The organism is Pseudooceanicola sp. NS-SX9 (assembly GCF_057380705.1).
In genome coordinates, this window is record NZ_CM170818.1 from 2,756,089 (window position 1) to 2,772,853 (window position 16,765).

Below are 16,765 nucleotides of genomic sequence, written 5' to 3' on the forward strand. Positions count from 1 at the left end.
CGATCGAGCGGGGCTGGGTCCGCAGCGGCTGCGGCTGTGTCAGGCTGGCGTTGATGGCTCCCTCCCCCGGACCGGCCCCGCCATGGCGGGGTGTTCGGGGAAGAGATTAGCAAAGGTTTCCGGGGATGTAAGGGGCATTTCCGGGCGCCGGCACATTCCGCATGGTCAAGCAGCGCCGCGCCCGGAAAACATGCATCAGCCCGGGTGGTGCAGGCTGGCGAAGAACCGCGGATCAAGGCTGGCGCGGCGGAAGGTTTCGCCCTCGGTCAGCACGGAAATCGCGTCATGGGAATGCAGGCTTTCCTGGTGGCTGGCCGCGACGCGGAAGTCACCGATGCGCGGATCGTCCTGCAGCTGTTCGCAGAACAGGCGCGCCGCGTCCTCGACGAAGATCGGGTTGGCGGCGTTCAGCTCGGCGAAGGCCTGTTCGTCCTCGCGCTTGACCATGACCTGGGTCTCGGTCGGGACGGCGCGGCGGGCCATGTCGATCAGATCCTCGAACCACAGCACATCGGCGCCGTCATGGGGCGCTTCCTGCACCGACAGCCGGGCCACCGAACGCTGCGAATGCGGCGTGGCCAGCTGGTTGCGGGTCATGCGGGCATGTTCCGACAGCTCAAGCGAGCACGGGCAGGTCGAGGAATAGACGTAGTCGAGGTGGATGAAGCGGTTGCGCACGCCCTTGTTGTCCACCACTTCCAGCGCGAAATCATAGTACTGGTAGCCCGACAGGCCCGAGCGCAGCGACTTGATCTTCGCCGGATAGGAAAAGCGCATCATGATCCGCGCGTCATAGCTTTCCAGATCGGACCGGTAGTCGGCCAGCGCCGCCTCGATCACCTCGAAGCTGAAGGCCTTTTCGGAATGGGCATAGAAGCTGCGCATGATGCGCGACATGTTGATGCCCTTCTTGTCGGCCTCAAGGCTGACAGAGCCGATCACCGAGGTCTCCAGCGTCAGCTCGGAGCCGTCGCGGGTGTGGAAGCGGATCGGCAGCCGGAAGTTCGAGATCCCGACATGCTGGATCGGCGCATGGGCGCCGCGGATCAGGCTGGAGGGACCATTCTGCAAATCCGGCAATGTGTCGCGATAGGCGCCATCGGCCTTGAACCCCTCGGGGTAGACACGGGACAGTACCGGATAGCCCCCCTGCCCCGGCAGGAGCGCGGCCAGCGCCGGATCCAGCGCATTGAGCTCCTCGTCCGAGGCCTTCTCTGCCCAGTTGCGCAGAAGGATAAGGGCCTTGCGGGCCTCGTCGGTTTCGGGCTTCAATTCGTTCGGGTGGATGTTCATGCCGCCCCCCTCTTGAGGAAATTTCGCGCGCAGCGCGCCCAGGCGCTGTAGATAGTCTGAATGCCGGAATTTTCCACCATACAAGGGCGGTGTGGCACGACCCCCTTACGGATCAGCAACCTATCCAATGGGATAGGTTGCCAACTTTTTCATGTATATTTTCCGAATATCGGACCGAATTGTCAGGCCTGTTCCAATGCCTGAAGGAAGTCGGCGATCAGATCGTCGGAATCTTCCAGCCCGACCGAGATTCGAATCAGCCCCGGGGTGATCCCCAGATCGGCGCGCTGTTCGTCCGTCAGGCTGGAGTGGGTGGTGGTCTCGGGGTGGGTCAGGATGGTCTTGGCATCGCCCAGGTTGTTCGAGATCACGCCCACTTCGCAGGCATTGAGGAACCGGAACGCCGCCTCGCGCCCGCCCTTGACGTCGATCGCCACCACGGTGCCGCCCTTGCCGCCGGTCTGGCGCTGCACCAGGTCGTACTGGGCATGGCTGGGGTGGCCGGGGAAGATCACCCGGTCCAGCTTGGGATGGCCGACCAGCGCCTCGGTCACCTTCAGCGCCGCATCCGCCTGGGCGCGCACCCGCAGGTCCATCGTTTCAAGGCCCTTCAGCATCAGCCAGGCGTTGAACGGCGACAGCGCCGCGCCGGTGTGCTTGAGGTAGGGCATCAGCGTCTCGCGGATGAACGCGCGGGTGCCCATGACCACGCCGCCCAGGGCCCGGCCCTGACCGTCGATATGCTTGGTGGCGGAATAGACGATCACATCCGCCCCCAGTTCCGTCGCGCGCGAGAAGACCGGCGTCGCGAAGACGTTGTCGACGATGACCAGCGCACCCACCGCATGGGCCAGCTCGGCCACGGCCTTGATATCAATGACCTCAAGCGTCGGGTTCGAGGTGCTCTCGAAGAACACTGCCTTGGTATCGGGGCGGATCGCCACCTTCCACTGTTCCAGGTCCAGACCATCGACCAGCGTGATTTCCACGCCCATCCGGCCCAGCACCTTCTCAAGGATATAGAGGCAGGACCCGAACAGCGCCTTGGCGGCCACGATGTGATCCCCGGCCTGCGCGATGCACATCAGCGCCCCGTTCACCGCCGCCATGCCCGATGCGGTGGCAAAGGCATCCTCGGTCCCCTCCAGCATCGCCAGGCGCTGCTCGAACATGTCGACGGTGGGGTTGCCGTAGCGGGCATAGATGAATTCGTCCGGGCCGGTCTTCTTGAAGCGCGCCTGCGCTTGCTCGGCCGTGTCGTAGACGAAGCCCTGGGTCATGAAGATCGCTTCGGCGACCTCGTTGTACTGCGAACGGCGAATGCCGCCGTGAACCAGCTTCGTGCGCGGTTTCCAGTCGTTGGTCATGCTCTCATCCTTCCGGCCGCCGGCATCGCGGCCAACAAAAAAGCCCCAGACGCGGTCAAGCGAAAGGGGCTTCCTATCCTCGACCTCTTTAGCGGAATCTTTAACGTGGCCCGCAATCCGGTAACAAAGCGCCACGCCCGGGGCTTACTCCCGCACAAGGGCACGGGTCAAGGGAAATGCCCCGCCCGCAAGGCCGCCCCTGCCTGCGTCCCCCTTGCAACCGCGGCCCCATCCTCCATCATGATCCCAGCCACAGGAGGACCCCATGACCGCCCCGATCGAGCTCTACTACTGGCCCACACCCAACGGATGGAAAATCTCCATCGCATTGGAGGAAATGGGGCTGCCCTACACCGTCAAGCTGGTGAACATCGGCAAGGGCGAACAATTCGACCCCGCCTTCCTCAAGATCTCGCCCAACAACCGGATGCCCGCGATCACCGACCCCGACGGCCCCGACGGCGCCCCGATCTCGATCTTCGAAAGCGGCGCGATCCTGCAGTACCTGGCGCGCAAGACCGGCCTTTTCTGCGGCCCCGACGAACGCGCCCGCATCGCCGTCGACCAATGGCTGATGTGGCAGATGGGCGGCCTTGGCCCGATGGCGGGACAGGCGCATCACTTCCTGAAATACGCCCCCGCGCTGCAGCCGCCCCAGGACCTGCCCTATGCCAAGGACCGCTACCGCAACGAGGTCGGCCGCCTGCACCGTGTCCTCGACACCCAGCTGGCGCAGAGCGAATACGTGGCCGGCGATTTCTTCTCGATTGCCGACATGGCGATCTGGCCCTGGGCCTGCCTGTGGGAGGGCCAGCAGCAGGACATCTCCGACAAGCCGCATTTCGCCCGCTGGCTCGATCTTGTGGGTCAGCGCCCCGCCGTCCAGCGCGGCAAGGCGCTGCATGCCGATCTGCGCGCCGCCACCCGCAGCGCCGAGGAACAGAAGGTCCTCTTCGGCCAGAAGGGCTGACCATCTGGCCGGACATATCCCGGGGGGAAGCGCCGTCAGGCGCGGGGCGGGCGGCGCCCCCTCCCCGCCACTCTGCATCCGGGCACAACGCCTGCGCCCTGCCAAACAGTGCCTCCCCATTGCCGCACAGCCCCCCGCATGACTAGGTAGGCTCCAACCGGCAAGGGTCCGGGCGCGGCGGTACCGCGCCGACCCGCCGCAAGGAGACATGACATGAAAAGCATCGGCTTCCTGTCTTTCGGCCACTGGTCCGCCCAGCAGGGCTCGGCCACCCGCACCGCGGGCGACGCTCTGCTGCAGGCCATCGACATTTCCGTCGCCGCCGAGGACCTCGGCATCAACGGCGCCTATTTCCGCGTCCACCACTTCGCCCGCCAGCACGCCTCGCCCTTCCCGCTGCTCGCCGCCATCGGCGCCCGCACGAAAAAGATCGAGATCGGCACCGGCGTCATCGACATGCGCTACGAGAACCCCCTCTACATGGCCGAGGACGCCGGCGCCGCCGACCTGATCAGCCAGGGGCGCCTGCAGCTCGGCATCTCGCGCGGCAGCCCCGAACAGGTGATCGACGGCTGGAAATACTTCGGCTACCAGCCGGCCGAGGATGAAACCGACGCCGACATGGCCCGCCGCCACACCCAGGTCTTCCTGCAGATGCTCGAAGGCGACGGCTTCGCGCAACCCAACCCCCGTCCGATGTTCCCGAACCCGCCGGGCAAGCTGCGCCTCGAACCCTTCTCCGAAGGCCTCAAGGACCGCATCTGGTGGGGCGCGGGCTCCAACAAGACCGCCGAATGGGCCGCCTATCTCGGCATGAACCTGCAAAGCTCGACCCTCAAGGACGACGAAACGGGCGAGCCGTTCCACGTCCAGCAGGCCGCCCAGATCCGCGCCTACCGCGAGGCCTGGAAATCCGCCGGCCACAGCCGCAAGCCCCGCGTCTCGGTCAGCCGCTCGATCTTCGCGATCACCAATGACCTCGACCGGATGTATTTCGGCCGCGGCGGCAAGGAACAGGACAGCGTCGGCTTCATCGACGAACAGCGCTCGATCTTCGGCCGCTCCTATGCCGACACGCCCGACCGCCTGATCGACCAGCTGAAGCAGGACGAGGCCATCGCCGAAGCCGACACCCTGCTGCTGACGATCCCCAACTCGCTCGGCGTCGACTACAACGTCCACGCCCTCGAAAGCATCCTGACCCACGTCGCCCCCGCCCTCGGCTGGCGCTGACGCGAAACCCCGCGCAACCTCTCCGTTGCGCGGGGTTCTTCATCATCTGACCCGAAATACTCCGGGGGGGCGCCGCAAGGCGCGGGGGCAGAGCCCCCCGCAGCCTCAGCCGTGCATCGTGCCGGTGGTCACGTAGCGCTGGTGCCAGCTCAGCGCCTCGTCCAGCAGCACGGGGGCGTGCTTGCCAAAGGACGATTGCTGGGCCCGCTGGTAGTAGTCGCGCAGCGCCGGGCGATAGTCGGGATGGGCGCATTTCTCGATAATCAGATTGGCGCGCTGACGCGGGCTCAGGCCGCGCAGATCCGCCAGACCCTGTTCGGTCACGATCACCTGCACGTCCTGGGGAATGTGGTCGACATGCGCCACCTTCGGCACGATCGCCGAAATCGCCCCGCCCTTCGCCACCGACGGCGTCACGAAGATCGACAGATAGCCGTTGCGCGCGAAATCGCCCGAGCCGCCGATGCCGTTCTGCACCTTCGAGCCCATGATCTTGGTCGAGTTCACCGAGCCGAAGATATCCGCCTCGATCAGCCCGTTCATCGCGATGCAGCCCAGCCGGCGCACCAGCTCCGGGTGGTTCGAGATCTCCTGCGGGCGCAGGATCAGCTTGTCGCGGAAGAAGGCGGCATTGGAATTGAAATACTCGGCCTTGTCCGACGACAGCGAAAACGCCGTGGCCGAGGCCATGCGCAGCGTGCCCGCCTCGATCATGTCGAGCATCCCGTCCTGGATCACCTCGGTGAAGGCGGTCATCTGTTCGAACGGGGCCTTGATCAGGCCGGCCATCACGGCGTTCGGCACGTTGCCCACACCCGACTGGATCGGCAGCAGCGACTTCGGCAGACCGGCGCGTTTGGCTTCCCATTCCAGGAAGTCCAGGATGTTCTCGGCAATCGCCTCGGCCACCGCATCGGGCGGGCTGAAGGGCGCGTTGCGGTCGGGCGCATCGGTTTCCACGATGGCGATGATCTTCGCCGGGTCGATGTCGAAATGCAGCTGACCGATGCGATCATCGGGACGGATCAGCGGGATCGGCACGCGGTTCGGCGGCAGCGCGGTCCCGTAGTAAATGTCATGCATCCCGTTCAGGTATTCGCTCTGCCAGGAGTTGACTTCCAGGATGACCTTGTCCGCCAGTTCCAGCCAGGTCTTGTTGTTGCCGACGGAGGCCGAGGGGATCAGCTTGCCATCCGCCGTGATCCCCGAGATCTCGACGACGGCCACGTCCATCTTGCCCAGAAAGCCCTGCCACGCCATCGGCGCGACCTGGCTGAGGTGCATGTCGAAATATTCCATCTCGCCGGCGTTGATCTTGGCCCGCGCGATCGGATCCGAGTTGTAGGGCAGACGGAATTCGATGCCATCGGCCTTGGCCAGGGCGCCGTCCAGTTCCGGGCCCGTCGAGGCACCGGACCAGATCTTGACCCGGAAGGGCTTGCCCTGGGCATGTTCGCCCTCGATGCGCTTGGCCAGTGCCTGCGGCACCGCCTTGGGATAGCCCGACCCGGTGAAACCGCTCATGCCGATGGTCTGCCCGTTGGAAATCAGGGCAGCCGCGTCCTCTGCGGACATAACACGTTCACGTAGCTTCTGATTGGCTATACGTGTCGTCATAAATCTCGATCCTCCAAAGATTCCGGTGACTCCGGGCCGGACGCCATGCAGCTGACGAACGGCAGACGCTGCAGCGCAGCGACTCGGATTGCCGGAATTTCACATGCAGGATTGGATAGGAATGGGCCCGAAGATACCAGTCCGGAACGTACCCGCCCGGATGCCTATGCGCTCAGTGCATAGCTCAGTTGACATCAGGCCCCTGGGCAGCGTCCTTGTCCTCTTCGATACCGTAGTCGCGGAACACCTTGTTCTGGGTGATGAAGAACAGGAAGATCGCCGCAGTCAGGCCGAAGGTCTTGAAATAGACCCAGGTTTCCGTCGACTGGGTGCGCCAGATGACCTCGTTCAGGACGGCCAGCGCCAGGAAGAAGGCGCACAGGCGACGGGTCAGGATCATCCAGCCCTCGTGACGGATCGGCAGCGCCTCTTCCATCACCAGCTTCAGCCAGCTTTCCCCGCGCATCAGCCCGATGCCCAAAAGGCCGCCAAACAGAAGGTAGATCAGCGTCGGCTTCATCTTGAAGAACCGATCATCGTTCAGCCAGACCGAGAGCCCCCCGAAGACCACCACAAGCACTGCGGTCATGATCTGCATCTTCGACAGCTTGCCGGTCAGCTTCCACAGGATGCCGGTGCAGATCAGCAGCAGCGGAATGAAGCAGGCGGTGACCAGGATGAACCCGTCATACTGGGTGCCACCGATGGTGAAGGTCTGCCCCTTCAGCTTCAGATAGGCCACGAAGAAGGCCACCACCGGCCCCAGTTCCAGGCCCAGCTTGACCGCCGGGCTGATCTTTCTTGCTTGCGCCACGTCGCGTTCCTTTGTCATCCGCCCAGTTCTACTATCACGGCACCGAGCGCGATCAACGTCATCAGCGCGATCCGGCGGGGGCCTGTGGCCTCGCGCAGGATGATCCAGCCGATGGCCGCCGCGAAAACGGTCGAGGTCTCGCGCAGGACGGCCGCCTCGCCCACCTTGTCGAGACGCGTCGCCAGCATCACGAAACCGAACGAGCCGAAGGCGATCACCGCCCCCAGCAGGCCGTTCTGCAGCAGGTCGCGCAGGTTCGGCCGCACCGTCACGCCCTTCCAGCGGAACATCAGCAGGATCGGGAAATCAAGGCCGGTCAGCACGAAGAACCACGCAAGGAAGGTGAAGGGATCGGGCAGCGCCCGGATCGAATAGGCATCATAGGTCGTGTAGATGGCTACCATGCAGCCCGTCATCACCGCGAATGACAAGGCCGAGACCAGCGTCTCGCGCGCGACGGTGATGTGGCGGTAGTTGTAAAGCGCCAGCCCGAAGATCCCCGACAGCAGCACCGCGACCCCCAGCCATTGCAGGGGCGTGAAGGCCTCGCCGAAGATCACCCAGGCGCCCAGCACGGTAAAGGCGGGGCCGGTGCCGCGCACCACCGGGTAGACCACGGTATAGGCGCCCCGGGAATAGGCGCTGGCCATGAAGACCTTGTAGACGAAGTGGATCGGGATCGCGCCCAGGATCAGCAGCCAGTGCAGGCTGGTATCGGGCCAGGGCACCAGGAACAGCGCCACCGGCAGCGCCAGCACGACGATGAAGATGTCGATCACCGCCCGCGATGTCCAGGGATCCAGCCGCCCCTTCTGCAGCGATCCGAAGATCGCATGCAGCAGCGCCGCCCCCAGGGCCAGCAGCATGGCGGCATGATGGCCCGTGGCGGTGCCCTCGACCGAGGCGATCCAGCTGCTCATGCCCGCCCCCCCGGACGGGCGGTCGATCGGCGGGCAAGGGGCGCAGAGAGGGGCATCGCGAAGGCATCCTGTCGGTATCGGGTCAGGCCGGGCAGGCCCCGGCAAGGCGGGCCACCCGCAGACCGGGAAATATACCCCCGTGTCTTTGCAGGCCACCGCGCCCGGCGCAAGAACGCCCCGCCCCGTCATCCCCCCGTCACCGGCGCCTTTGCGGGGCTTGACGGGCCATGAAAAAGGGGCAGCCCCGGCGGGCCGCCCCCGAATGGCGCGACAGGCGCGGATCAGCCTTCCAGGCCGGTCAGCGCGCGGGCGAAATCCTCGGGGTCGAAGGGGGCCAGGTCGTCGATCTGCTCGCCCACGCCGATGGCATGGATCGGCAGGCCGAACTTGTCGGCCAGCGCCACCAGCACGCCACCGCGCGCCGTGCCGTCCAGCTTGGTCATCACCAGCCCCGACACATCGGCCAGCTTCTGGAAGGTCTCGACCTGGTTCAGCGCGTTCTGCCCCGTGGTCGCATCCAGCACCAGCAGGGTGTTGTGCGGCGCCGAGGGGTCCTTCTTGCGGATCACCCGGACGATCTTGGCAAGCTCCTCCATCAGGTCCTGGCGGTTCTGCAGGCGCCCGGCGGTGTCGATCAGCAGCAGATCGGCGCCCTCGGCCTCGGCGCGGGTCATGGCGTCGAAGGCAAGGCTTGCCGGGTCACTGCCCTGCGCGGCCTTCATCACCGGGACACCGGCGCGGTTGCCCCAGATCTCCAGCTGTTCGACGGCAGCGGCGCGGAAGGTATCCCCGGCGGCGATGATCACCTTCTTGCCGGCGGCGCGGAACTGCGAGGCCAGCTTGCCGATGGTCGTCGTCTTGCCGGCGCCGTTGACACCCACCACCAGCACCACCTGGGGCTTTTTCGGATAAAGCGGCATCGGGCGCGCGACGGGCTCCATGATGCGGGTGATCTCCTGCGACAGCAGGCGCTTGATCTCCTCGACCGAGAGGCGTTGGCCATAGCGGCCCTCGGCCATGTTCGATGTCACCCGCAGCGCCGTGTCCACCCCCATGTCCGAGGTGATCAGCAGCTCTTCGAGCTGTTCCAGCATCTCGTCGTCCAGGGCGCGGCGCACCACCGGCTGGGCGCCCTCGCGCTTGAAGAGACGGCCCATGAAGCCGCCCTGCTCGGGCTTGTCCGGCGCGGGCTGGGGCGCTGGCCGGGGCGCAGGTTGCGGGGCCTGCTGCGGCACGGGCGCGGGTTGCGGCGCAGGGATCTGCTCGGGCGCGGGCGCGGGGATCTCCGGGGCGGGAGGCGGCGCGGGGATCGGATCGGCAGGCGGCGGCGCCTCCTGCGGGGCGGGCGCGGGCTGCTCGGGCGCGGCCGGAGCGGGCAGCTCGGCCGGGGTGTCGCGGCTGCCGCCGTCCTCCACGATGGCGTCCAGCCCCTGTTCCAGCTTGCTGGAGGACTTGAACAGACGTTCCTTCAGTTTCGAAAACAGGGCCATGCCTTCTCCCTTCGCGATTGCGGCAGAGGTAATCGCAAAGACCCGCCGATGGAAGGGCCCCGAAGATTTCCGACCCGGCGGCAAGTCTTGAAGCGTGTCCGGTAACCGGTTCCGGGCCAGAATGCAGGCCATGTTGCGATTCGTCCTGGCCCCCCTGATCCCCGTGCCGCTGCTGCTGATGGCCTGCCTGTCGGGGCCGGTCTGGGGCTGGCTGGCGCTCGGCTGGCTGATCGGGCTGACCGCCGTGCTGGACCTGCTGCTGCCGCGCGCCACCGATGCCGGGCCCGCCCGTGGCGCCCCGGCGCTGCTGGTGCTGCTGGGGATCGCGCATCTGGCGCTGCTGGCGGTGGCGGTGAGCGCCCTGCCCCGGGGCCTGGGCGGGTTTCTGGCGCTGGCCGCCTTCTTCGGCCGCGTCTCGCATCCTTGCGCGCATGAGCTGATCCATGCCGCCCCCCGCTGGCACAGGCGGCTGGGGCGCTGGATCTATGCCAGCCTGCTGTTCGGCCATCACGCCAGCGCCCATCTGAAGGTGCATCACCGCCATGTCGCGACCCGCGCCGATCCGAACACCGCGCGGGCGGGCGAAAGCTTTTGGCGGTATGCGCCCAGGGCCTGGCGCGGCAGTTTCCGCGCCGGCTGGCAGGCCGAAAGCCGTGACCTGGCGCGGGCCCGCCGCCCGGCCTGGCGCCATCCCTACCTGGAATATGCCCTTGTCCCGGCGGTGGTGGCGGCCCTGTCGCTGGCCACGGCCGGTCCGGCGGGGCTGCTGATCTGGCTGGGGCTGAGCCTGCTGGCGCAGATGCAGATCCTGCTGTCGGATTACGTGCAGCATTACGGGCTGGACCGCCGCCCCGGCGCCGATGGCACGCCCGAACCCGTCGGCCCCGCCCATTCCTGGAACGCGCCGCAGGCCGCCAGCAGTGCGCTGATGCTGAATGCGACGCGCCATTCCGACCATCATCTGCACCCGACCCAGCCCTATCCGGCCTTGCGGCTGACCTCCGACATGCCGGTACTGCCCCATTCCCTGCCGGTGATGGCGGCGCTGGCGCTGTTCCCGGGGCCCTGGCGGCGCACCATGGCGCCGCCGCTTGCCGCCTGGCAGAAGGCCCGCCGCACCGCCCCCCTGCGCAAGAGCGCCGCACCGGCCCCCGCCGGACCTGATTGACCTTCCGTCACCGCAGGGCTTCTGCCAGACTGGCGCAATGAAACGCCCCGCCCCGTTCCCTGTCGCCCTGCTGCTGGCCCTGCTGCCCATCGGCGCCCTGCCGCTGGCCGCGCAGGACGCCCCCCCGCAGATGCCCGGCCCGCAGATGTCGGCGCAGGATTTCGACAGCTATTCCCGTGGCAAGACCTTCTATTACGGCGCCGGTGGCCGGGCCTACGGCGCCGAGGAATATTTTGCCGGCCGGCGCGTCATCTGGTCCTTCCTCGACGGCGACTGCCAGGAGGGCCGCTGGTACGAGGATCAGGGCAACATCTGCTTCGTCTACGACGCCCACCCCGAGCCGCAATGCTGGAGCTTCTTCCGCGGCCCCGGCGGCATCGCCGCCGAGTTCCGCGGCCCGGGCGAGCCGCAATCGCCGCTCTACGAGATCCAGAGCACGGACCAGCCGATGGTCTGCAAGGGACCCAAGGTCGGCGTCTAGAAAAGCGATCCCTGATCGGGCGGCACGTCCTTCGGACGGCGGGGCTTGCGGGGCGGATCCTCGGGCGGGGTCGCGGCGGTCCCGGCGGTCCCCGCGCCAAGGCTCAGGCGGCCATCCGAGAACTGGATCTCCAGCGCCTCGGCCTGTTCGGCGGCGGCACGGCTGCGCAGCACATGGCCCGCGCCGTCGCGCACCACCGCATAGCCGCGTTCAAGCGTCGCCTCGTAACCCATGGAAAAGCGAAGTCTTTCCAGCGCCCCAAGCCGGTCGCGGCGGGTCTTCAGATCCTGCGTGCCAAGGCGCACCAGCGTGCGGGTCAGGCGGTCGAAATCGGCCTGGCCGCGGGTCAGCCGGTCCTGGATGCGGGCGGGCGACAGGCGTTCGGTGCGGGTCTGCAACCGGTCCTGCTTGAGCGCCACGGCGCGGGCCAGGGCGGGCGCCAGGCGGTTCGACAGCGCGTCCAGTGCGCGCCGCTCGCGCGTCAGGCGCCCGGTCAGCACGCTGGGGCGCAGCGCGCCGCCCGCCTGCGACAGCGCCACCTTGCGCCGCTGCACCAGCCCGGTCAGCCCGCTGCCCAGCCGCTGACCCAGGTAATCCAGGCGCTGCGCCTGGGTTTCGGTCAGGCTTTCGGGGCGCGGCAGGGCGCGGGCCAGGTCGCGCAGGAAGCGCTTGCGGGCCTCCAGCGCCTGAGACTGGGCGCGGGTCAGCCGGGCGCCCTGCTCGGCGGTCCAGGCCATCAGTTCGCTGCGCACGGGCACGGCCAGCTCGGCGGCCGCCGTCGGCGTGGGGGCGCGCCGGTCCGAGGCATAGTCGATCAGCGTGGTGTCGGTTTCATGCCCCACCGCCGAGATCAGCGGGATCTGCGAGGCCGCCGCGGCGCGCACCACGATTTCCTCGTTGAAGCCCCAGAGGTCTTCGAGCGAGCCGCCGCCACGGGCGACGATGATCAGATCGGGTCGGGGCAGCGCGCCGCCGGGGGTTAGCCGGTTGAAGCCCGCGATACCACGGGCGACCTCGGGGGCGCAGTTCTTGCCCTGCACCGCCACCGGCCAGATCAGCACCTTGCGGGGAAAGCGGTCGCGCAGCCGGTGCAGGATGTCGCGGATCACCGCCCCCGAGGGCGAGGTGACGACGCCAATGACCCCCGGCAGGAAGGGCAGCGGCTTCTTGCGGGCGGGATCAAAGAGGCCCTCGGCCTGCAGCATGGTGCGGCGCTTTTCCAGCATCGCCATCAGCGCGCCCATGCCGGCGGGGGCCATGTCCTCGATCACCAGCTGGTATTTCGACTGGCCGGGGAAGGTCGTCAGGCGGCCGGTGGCGACGACCTCCAGCCCCTCTTCGGGGGCGGTGTCGAGGCGCGCGGCCACGCCCTTCCAGATCACCGCCGAGATCACCGAGCGGTCGTCCTTCAGGTCCAGGTAGACATGGCCTGAGCGCGGGAAGGAGACACGGCCGATCTCGCCACGGATGCGGACATGGGAGAAGGCGCCCTCGATCATCTGCTTGAGCGCGCCGGAGAGCTCGGACACGGTGAATTCGGGGGCGTTCGGGGCGTTGTCGGGCGGGGTGTCCTCGAAAAGATCCAACGGTTGGCTCCCTGGTTGTTCAGGCCAAGTGTAGCGGGTCGGCGGCGGAGGCTCCAGAGGGGCGGCGTGGTCGGGGGCTCTGCCCCCGGCGCTGCGCGCCTCCCCCGACATATTTGGGGAAAGATGAAAGGGAGGGGGACGGGCGCGGCGCCGCTTGCCCCGAGGGCGGCGCGCGGGTAAACCGCCGCAAACCTCAGGAGGCCCTGCATGAACATTCTCATCCTCGGCGGCGGTGGCCGCGAACACGCGCTGGCCTGGGCGGCAAAGCAGAACCCGAAATGCGACAAGCTGATCGTCGCGCCGGGGAATGCCGGGATTGCCGCCATCGCGGAATGCGCGGCGCTGGATGTCGAGGACGGCGCGGCCGTGGTGGCCTTCGTCGAGGAGAACGCCATCGACTTCGTGATCATCGGCCCCGAGGCGCCGCTGGCGGCGGGCGTGGCGGATGCGCTGCGCGAGGCGGGCGTGTCGTGCTTTGGCCCGTCGAAGGCGGCGGCGCGGCTGGAGGCCTCGAAAGGGTTCACCAAGGAGATCTGCGATGCCGCCGGGGCGCCGACCGCCGGGTATGCGCGGTTCTCTGATGCGGCCGCGGCCAAGGCCTATATCGAGGCCCAGGGCGCGCCGATCGTGGTGAAGGCCGATGGTCTGGCCGCCGGCAAGGGCGTGATCGTGGCGATGGATGTCGAGACCGCGCTGGCGGCCATCGACGACATGTTCGGCGGTGAATTCGGCGCGGCCGGCGCCGAGGTGGTGATCGAGGAGTTCATGGAGGGCGAAGAGGCGAGCTACTTCATCCTCTGCGACGGCGAGACCGCCCTGCCGATCGGCACCGCCCAGGACCACAAGCGCGCCTACGAGGGCGACGAGGGCCCGAACACCGGCGGCATGGGGGCCTATTCCCCCGCCCCCGTCCTGTCGGATGCCATCGCCGAGCGCGCCATGCAGGAGATCATCCTGCCGACGCTTGCGGAGATGAAGAAGCGCGGCACGCCCTATCAGGGGGTTCTGTACGCGGGTTTCATGATCAAGGATGGCCAGGCGCGGCTGGTGGAATACAACTGCCGCTTCGGCGATCCGGAATGCCAGGTGCTGATGCTGCGGCTGGGCGCCCAGGCGCTGGACCTGCTGCTGGCCGCAGCCGAAGGCCGCCTGGCCGAGGCCCAGGTCAACTGGGCCGATGATCACGCGATCACCGTCGTCATGGCCGCCGAGGGCTATCCCGGGGCCTATGCCAAGGGCACCGAGATCCGCGGCCTCGACACCCTGCCGGAAACCGCGCAGCAGATGTGCTTCCACGCCGGGACGAAGGCCGATAGCGGACGCGTGCTGGCCAACGGTGGTCGCGTGCTGAACCTGACCGCGCGCGGCGCCACCCTGCAGGAGGCCCGCGACCGCGCCTATGCCCTGGCCGACGGCATCGACTGGCCCGAAGGCTTCCTGCGTCGCGACATCGGCTGGCGGGTTCTGGGCCGCGGGTGACGGCCCGCTGAAACCTTCGGCGCGGGCGCAGCGTTTGCTTGCCTGATCCGCACTTTTGCTTAAGCTCGCGCCATGACCTCTGCCCAGCCGCTTGAGGCGGTCCATTTCTCGTTCCGGCCGTCCCGGCTTCGCCCGGTTCAGGACTGGAAACTCTCCGGCGACCGCCTCTGCGGTCCCGAGGGGGATTTCCTGCTGCGCGACGTGACCGGGGTCAGCCTGGTGCAGATGCGTGGCGCCCGGATGCGGCTGCTGCGCTTCGCGCTTGCCAGCCCGTCGGGCAAGCGCCACCTGCAGATCGTCAGCCCGGCCCGCCAGGGCGTGCCCGATACCAACCTGCTGATCTTCCTGACGCTGGTGTCAGAGACCTCGACCCGCCTGGCCGAGGTCTCTCCCCGGCTGACCTACCGGATGGAGGAAAGCGGGCCACGCCGCACCGCCTTCTTCCTGCTGGGGATCCTGGGGCTGCTGGTGGGGCTGACGCTGACCGGGATCGCCTTCCTGACGCTTTACACGGATATCCCGCGACTGCTCCTCAGCCTGCCGGGGCTGGCGGCGCTGAAATTCGCCTCGGCGCTGATGATCCACCGGTTCTGGCCGTTCCGCCGCCCCGAGGCATTCCCCATCGCCACCCTGCCCTTCATCCTGTGGACCATGGGCGGGCCGAAACCCCAGGGCCTGGCCCTGCCGCAAAGCGCGCCGCCGATGTCATGACCCGCAGCGCAGCGCCGCCGCCATCCGCGTGGCGCTGTAGGGGCCAAGGTCGTGCTGCAGGATCCGGCCCCCGGCAGTCAGCTGCAACGCCAGGACCTTTTGCCAGTCGCCGCTGGCCAGGATCATCTGCGGCACCGCGCCGGGACACAGCCGCAGCCCGCCGGTGATCGCGGTCCAGCCGATGCGGTGATTGCTGACCCCCGACTGCGCCGCCACCGGCCATAGCCGGCCATCCCGATAGCGCAGGATGCGCAGGGTCTGGTCCAGGTGTGGCCGGTCGATATAGGCGATCTCGATCACGCCGTCGCCATCCAGATCCGCCGCCCCCACCGGCGCCAACCAGCGATAGGGCCGCCCGATGAAGGCCGTTGCGGTGCGCCGCCCCGTCGCATCCCAGACCGCCAGCCGCGATCCCTGCGTCAGGGCGCTTTCGACCACCAGGATTTCCGGCGCGCCATCACCGTCCAGGTCCACCAACCGCGGCGCCACGTCCTCGAAGACCAGGTTGTCGGGCAGCACCATCCGCCGCCGCTGCCCGTCCGACAGCCGCACAGCCAGGCCGCCATGTTCCACCCGGTCGCCCAGGACCCCATGCGGATACCGCTCTGTCGGCAGGATGAAATCGACCCCCAAGATCACCGGAGCATCGGCCAGGACGGGCCCGGCCGACAGCAGCAGCGCCGCCAGCCACGGGCCCGGCGCCCGCAAGGCGCGGCGGGCGATCCGCCGCCACCGGCACACGGCCCGACGCCGCGCCCGGGGGGCGGGGCGATGCGGGATCTCTCCTGCCCCGCCCCGGTTCATTCTCAGATCTGCCGCTCGGGCATCTGCACGACCAGCCCGTCCAGCGCGTCCGTCACCTTGATCTGGCAGGTCAGCCGCGAGCGCACGGGATCCGGCTGGTAGGCAAAATCCAGCATGTCCTCTTCCATGTCGTCCTTCGCCGGCAGCTTCTCGACCCAGTCTTCTGCCACGTAGACATGGCAGGTCGAGCAGGCGCAGGCGCCGCCGCAATCCGCCTCGATGCCGGGAATGCCGTTGTCACGGGCCCCCTCCATCACGGTCAGCCCGTTCGGGACCTCCACGACATGCTCGGTGCCGCCGTGCTCGATATAGGTGATCTTGGCCATGGGTGCCTCGTCCGATGTCTTGCTTCGTCCGACGTGTCCTAGCCTCGCACGCGCCGCGCTTCCAGCCCCTTTCCCGCCCCCCCTTTGCGGCAGAGCAAAAATGTTCTATATATGTTCACAACCCCTGCCTGTCGCTTGATCACCGCCATGCCCGCTTTGCCCGCACGCCCCACCGACTGGCCCCGCCCCCCCGCGGCGCTGCCGGCCTGCCTGCTCGACCTCCCGCCCCAGGGCGCCCGCGTCACCGTCGCCGGGCTGGTGATCCTGCGCCAGCGCCCCGGCACCGCGAAGGGCGTGGTCTTCCTCACCCTCGAGGACGAGACCGGCGTCGTCAACGTCATCGTCTGGCGCCGCGTGTTCGAGGCCTTCCGCCGCGCGGTGATCTCGGGACGGATGCTGCGCATCACCGGCCCGCTGCAGCGCGCCCATGACGTCACCCATGTCCTTGCCGAACAGGTCGAAGACATCTCGCCCCTGCTCGACACGCTGCTGGCCCCGGGCTGACC

The 16,765-nt window shown here is 67.8% G+C and carries 16 protein-coding genes and 1 riboswitch; of the genes, 7 read left to right on the forward strand and 9 right to left on the reverse strand.

The genetic code is table 11. The features are described 5' to 3' along the window. Positions 1-195: 195 nt before the first annotated feature. Both folE2 and metZ read right to left on the reverse strand, forming a co-directional pair. On the reverse strand, positions 196-1,293 hold the full coding sequence (gene folE2, locus AC2ITM_RS13070; RefSeq protein WP_486467069.1) for a GTP cyclohydrolase FolE2: 1,098 nt from the start codon (positions 1,291-1,293) through the stop codon (positions 196-198). A 182-nt stretch (positions 1,294-1,475) separates the two neighbouring features. Beyond that, entirely contained in the window at positions 1,476-2,660 is a 1,185-nt protein-coding gene (gene metZ, locus AC2ITM_RS13075) for an O-succinylhomoserine sulfhydrylase (protein ID WP_486467070.1), read from the reverse strand. 67 nt (positions 2,661-2,727) lie between these two features. After that, positions 2,728-2,805, reverse strand: a riboswitch (SAM riboswitch). Between the two features lie 120 nt (positions 2,806-2,925). Here metZ and AC2ITM_RS13080 point away from each other — a divergent pair. After that, positions 2,926-3,630 carry a glutathione S-transferase N-terminal domain-containing protein gene (locus AC2ITM_RS13080; protein ID WP_486467071.1) on the forward strand — a complete coding sequence of 235 codons (705 nt, stop codon included), beginning with the start codon at positions 2,926-2,928 and terminating at the stop codon, positions 3,628-3,630. 213 nt (positions 3,631-3,843) lie between these two features. Further along, positions 3,844-4,863 carry an LLM class flavin-dependent oxidoreductase gene (locus AC2ITM_RS13085; RefSeq protein ID WP_486467072.1) on the forward strand — a complete coding sequence of 340 codons (1,020 nt, stop codon included), beginning with the start codon at positions 3,844-3,846 and terminating at the stop codon, positions 4,861-4,863. A gap of 105 nt (positions 4,864-4,968) precedes the next feature. Here AC2ITM_RS13085 and scpC read toward each other — a convergent pair whose 3' ends face one another. The 4 genes from scpC to ftsY form a co-directional block, all read right to left on the reverse strand. Beyond that, positions 4,969-6,480, reverse strand: coding sequence for a succinyl-CoA:acetate CoA-transferase ScpC (gene scpC / locus AC2ITM_RS13090; RefSeq protein WP_486467073.1), 1,512 nt, complete (start codon positions 6,478-6,480; stop codon positions 4,969-4,971). Positions 6,481-6,664: 184 nt separating this feature from the next. Further along, the gene (locus AC2ITM_RS13095) at positions 6,665-7,312 is read right to left on the reverse strand and encodes an inner membrane-spanning protein YciB (RefSeq protein WP_486467074.1); all 648 of its coding nucleotides are present in this window, start codon (positions 7,310-7,312) and stop codon (positions 6,665-6,667) included. Continuing rightward, positions 7,309-8,214 carry an EamA family transporter gene (locus AC2ITM_RS13100; RefSeq protein ID WP_486467075.1) on the reverse strand — a complete coding sequence of 302 codons (906 nt, stop codon included), beginning with the start codon at positions 8,212-8,214 and terminating at the stop codon, positions 7,309-7,311. The genes AC2ITM_RS13095 and AC2ITM_RS13100 overlap by 4 nt, the downstream gene beginning before the upstream one ends. Positions 8,215-8,495: 281 nt before the next feature. Next, positions 8,496-9,704: a signal recognition particle-docking protein FtsY gene (gene ftsY, locus AC2ITM_RS13105; protein WP_486467076.1), complete on the reverse strand. Its 1,209-nt coding sequence runs from the start codon at positions 9,702-9,704 to the stop codon at positions 8,496-8,498. A 130-nt stretch (positions 9,705-9,834) separates the two neighbouring features. Between ftsY and AC2ITM_RS13110 the strand changes: the two genes are divergently transcribed. Together AC2ITM_RS13110 and AC2ITM_RS13115 are read left to right on the forward strand one after the other, a co-directional pair. Continuing rightward, entirely contained in the window at positions 9,835-10,872 is a 1,038-nt protein-coding gene (locus AC2ITM_RS13110) for an alkane 1-monooxygenase (protein ID WP_486467077.1), read from the forward strand. A gap of 37 nt (positions 10,873-10,909) precedes the next feature. After that, positions 10,910-11,353 (forward strand): hypothetical protein, encoded by a 444-nt coding sequence (locus tag AC2ITM_RS13115; protein WP_486467078.1) that lies wholly within the window; start codon positions 10,910-10,912, stop codon positions 11,351-11,353. Here the strand turns inward: AC2ITM_RS13115 and xseA are convergent. Then, positions 11,350-12,939: an exodeoxyribonuclease VII large subunit gene (gene xseA / locus AC2ITM_RS13120; protein WP_486467079.1), complete on the reverse strand. Its 1,590-nt coding sequence runs from the start codon at positions 12,937-12,939 to the stop codon at positions 11,350-11,352. The genes AC2ITM_RS13115 and xseA overlap by 4 nt on opposite strands. A 207-nt stretch (positions 12,940-13,146) precedes the next feature. Here xseA and purD point away from each other — a divergent pair, with 207 nt between their 5' ends. Both purD and AC2ITM_RS13130 read left to right on the forward strand, forming a co-directional pair. Next, positions 13,147-14,418, forward strand: coding sequence for a phosphoribosylamine--glycine ligase (gene purD / locus AC2ITM_RS13125; protein WP_486467080.1), 1,272 nt, complete (start codon positions 13,147-13,149; stop codon positions 14,416-14,418). Between the two features lie 72 nt (positions 14,419-14,490). After that, complete coding sequence (locus AC2ITM_RS13130; protein WP_486467081.1) at positions 14,491-15,129, forward strand: hypothetical protein; 639 nt, start codon at positions 14,491-14,493, stop codon at positions 15,127-15,129. On the opposite strand, the gene AC2ITM_RS13135 is transcribed toward AC2ITM_RS13130, so the two are convergent. Further along, on the reverse strand, positions 15,124-15,933 hold the full coding sequence (locus AC2ITM_RS13135) for an FG-GAP repeat domain-containing protein (protein ID WP_486467082.1): 810 nt from the start codon (positions 15,931-15,933) through the stop codon (positions 15,124-15,126). The two genes, AC2ITM_RS13130 and AC2ITM_RS13135, sit on opposite strands and share 6 nt — an antisense overlap. A gap of 2 nt (positions 15,934-15,935) precedes the next feature. Next, complete coding sequence (locus AC2ITM_RS13140) at positions 15,936-16,259, reverse strand: 2Fe-2S iron-sulfur cluster-binding protein (protein ID WP_486467083.1); 324 nt, start codon at positions 16,257-16,259, stop codon at positions 15,936-15,938. Positions 16,260-16,406: 147 nt separating this feature from the next. Between AC2ITM_RS13140 and AC2ITM_RS13145 the strand changes: the two genes are divergently transcribed. Further along, a complete protein-coding gene (locus tag AC2ITM_RS13145; RefSeq protein ID WP_486467084.1) occupies positions 16,407-16,763 on the forward strand; it encodes an OB-fold nucleic acid binding domain-containing protein in 357 nt (118 codons plus the stop codon). Positions 16,764-16,765 lie beyond the last annotated feature (2 nt).

Excerpts from the sequence above, each read along its gene's own strand:
- folE2 (WP_486467069.1), bottom strand. The coding sequence starts at position 1,293 with ATGAACATCCACCCGAACGAATTGAAGCCCGAAACCGACGAGGCCCGC.
- metZ (WP_486467070.1), bottom strand. The coding sequence starts at position 2,660 with ATGACCAACGACTGGAAACCGCGCACGAAGCTGGTTCACGGCGGCATT.
- AC2ITM_RS13080 (WP_486467071.1), top strand. The coding sequence starts at position 2,926 with ATGACCGCCCCGATCGAGCTCTACTACTGGCCCACACCCAACGGATGG.
- AC2ITM_RS13085 (WP_486467072.1), top strand. The coding sequence starts at position 3,844 with ATGAAAAGCATCGGCTTCCTGTCTTTCGGCCACTGGTCCGCCCAGCAG.
- scpC (WP_486467073.1), bottom strand. The coding sequence starts at position 6,480 with ATGACGACACGTATAGCCAATCAGAAGCTACGTGAACGTGTTATGTCC.
- AC2ITM_RS13095 (WP_486467074.1), bottom strand. The coding sequence starts at position 7,312 with ATGACAAAGGAACGCGACGTGGCGCAAGCAAGAAAGATCAGCCCGGCG.
- AC2ITM_RS13100 (WP_486467075.1), bottom strand. The coding sequence starts at position 8,214 with ATGAGCAGCTGGATCGCCTCGGTCGAGGGCACCGCCACGGGCCATCAT.
- ftsY (WP_486467076.1), bottom strand. The coding sequence starts at position 9,704 with ATGGCCCTGTTTTCGAAACTGAAGGAACGTCTGTTCAAGTCCTCCAGC.
- AC2ITM_RS13110 (WP_486467077.1), top strand. The coding sequence starts at position 9,835 with ATGTTGCGATTCGTCCTGGCCCCCCTGATCCCCGTGCCGCTGCTGCTG.
- AC2ITM_RS13115 (WP_486467078.1), top strand. The coding sequence starts at position 10,910 with ATGAAACGCCCCGCCCCGTTCCCTGTCGCCCTGCTGCTGGCCCTGCTG.
- purD (WP_486467080.1), top strand. The coding sequence starts at position 13,147 with ATGAACATTCTCATCCTCGGCGGCGGTGGCCGCGAACACGCGCTGGCC.
- AC2ITM_RS13130 (WP_486467081.1), top strand. The coding sequence starts at position 14,491 with ATGACCTCTGCCCAGCCGCTTGAGGCGGTCCATTTCTCGTTCCGGCCG.
- AC2ITM_RS13135 (WP_486467082.1), bottom strand. The coding sequence starts at position 15,933 with ATGAACCGGGGCGGGGCAGGAGAGATCCCGCATCGCCCCGCCCCCCGG.
- AC2ITM_RS13140 (WP_486467083.1), bottom strand. The coding sequence starts at position 16,259 with ATGGCCAAGATCACCTATATCGAGCACGGCGGCACCGAGCATGTCGTG.
- AC2ITM_RS13145 (WP_486467084.1), top strand. The coding sequence starts at position 16,407 with ATGCCCGCTTTGCCCGCACGCCCCACCGACTGGCCCCGCCCCCCCGCG.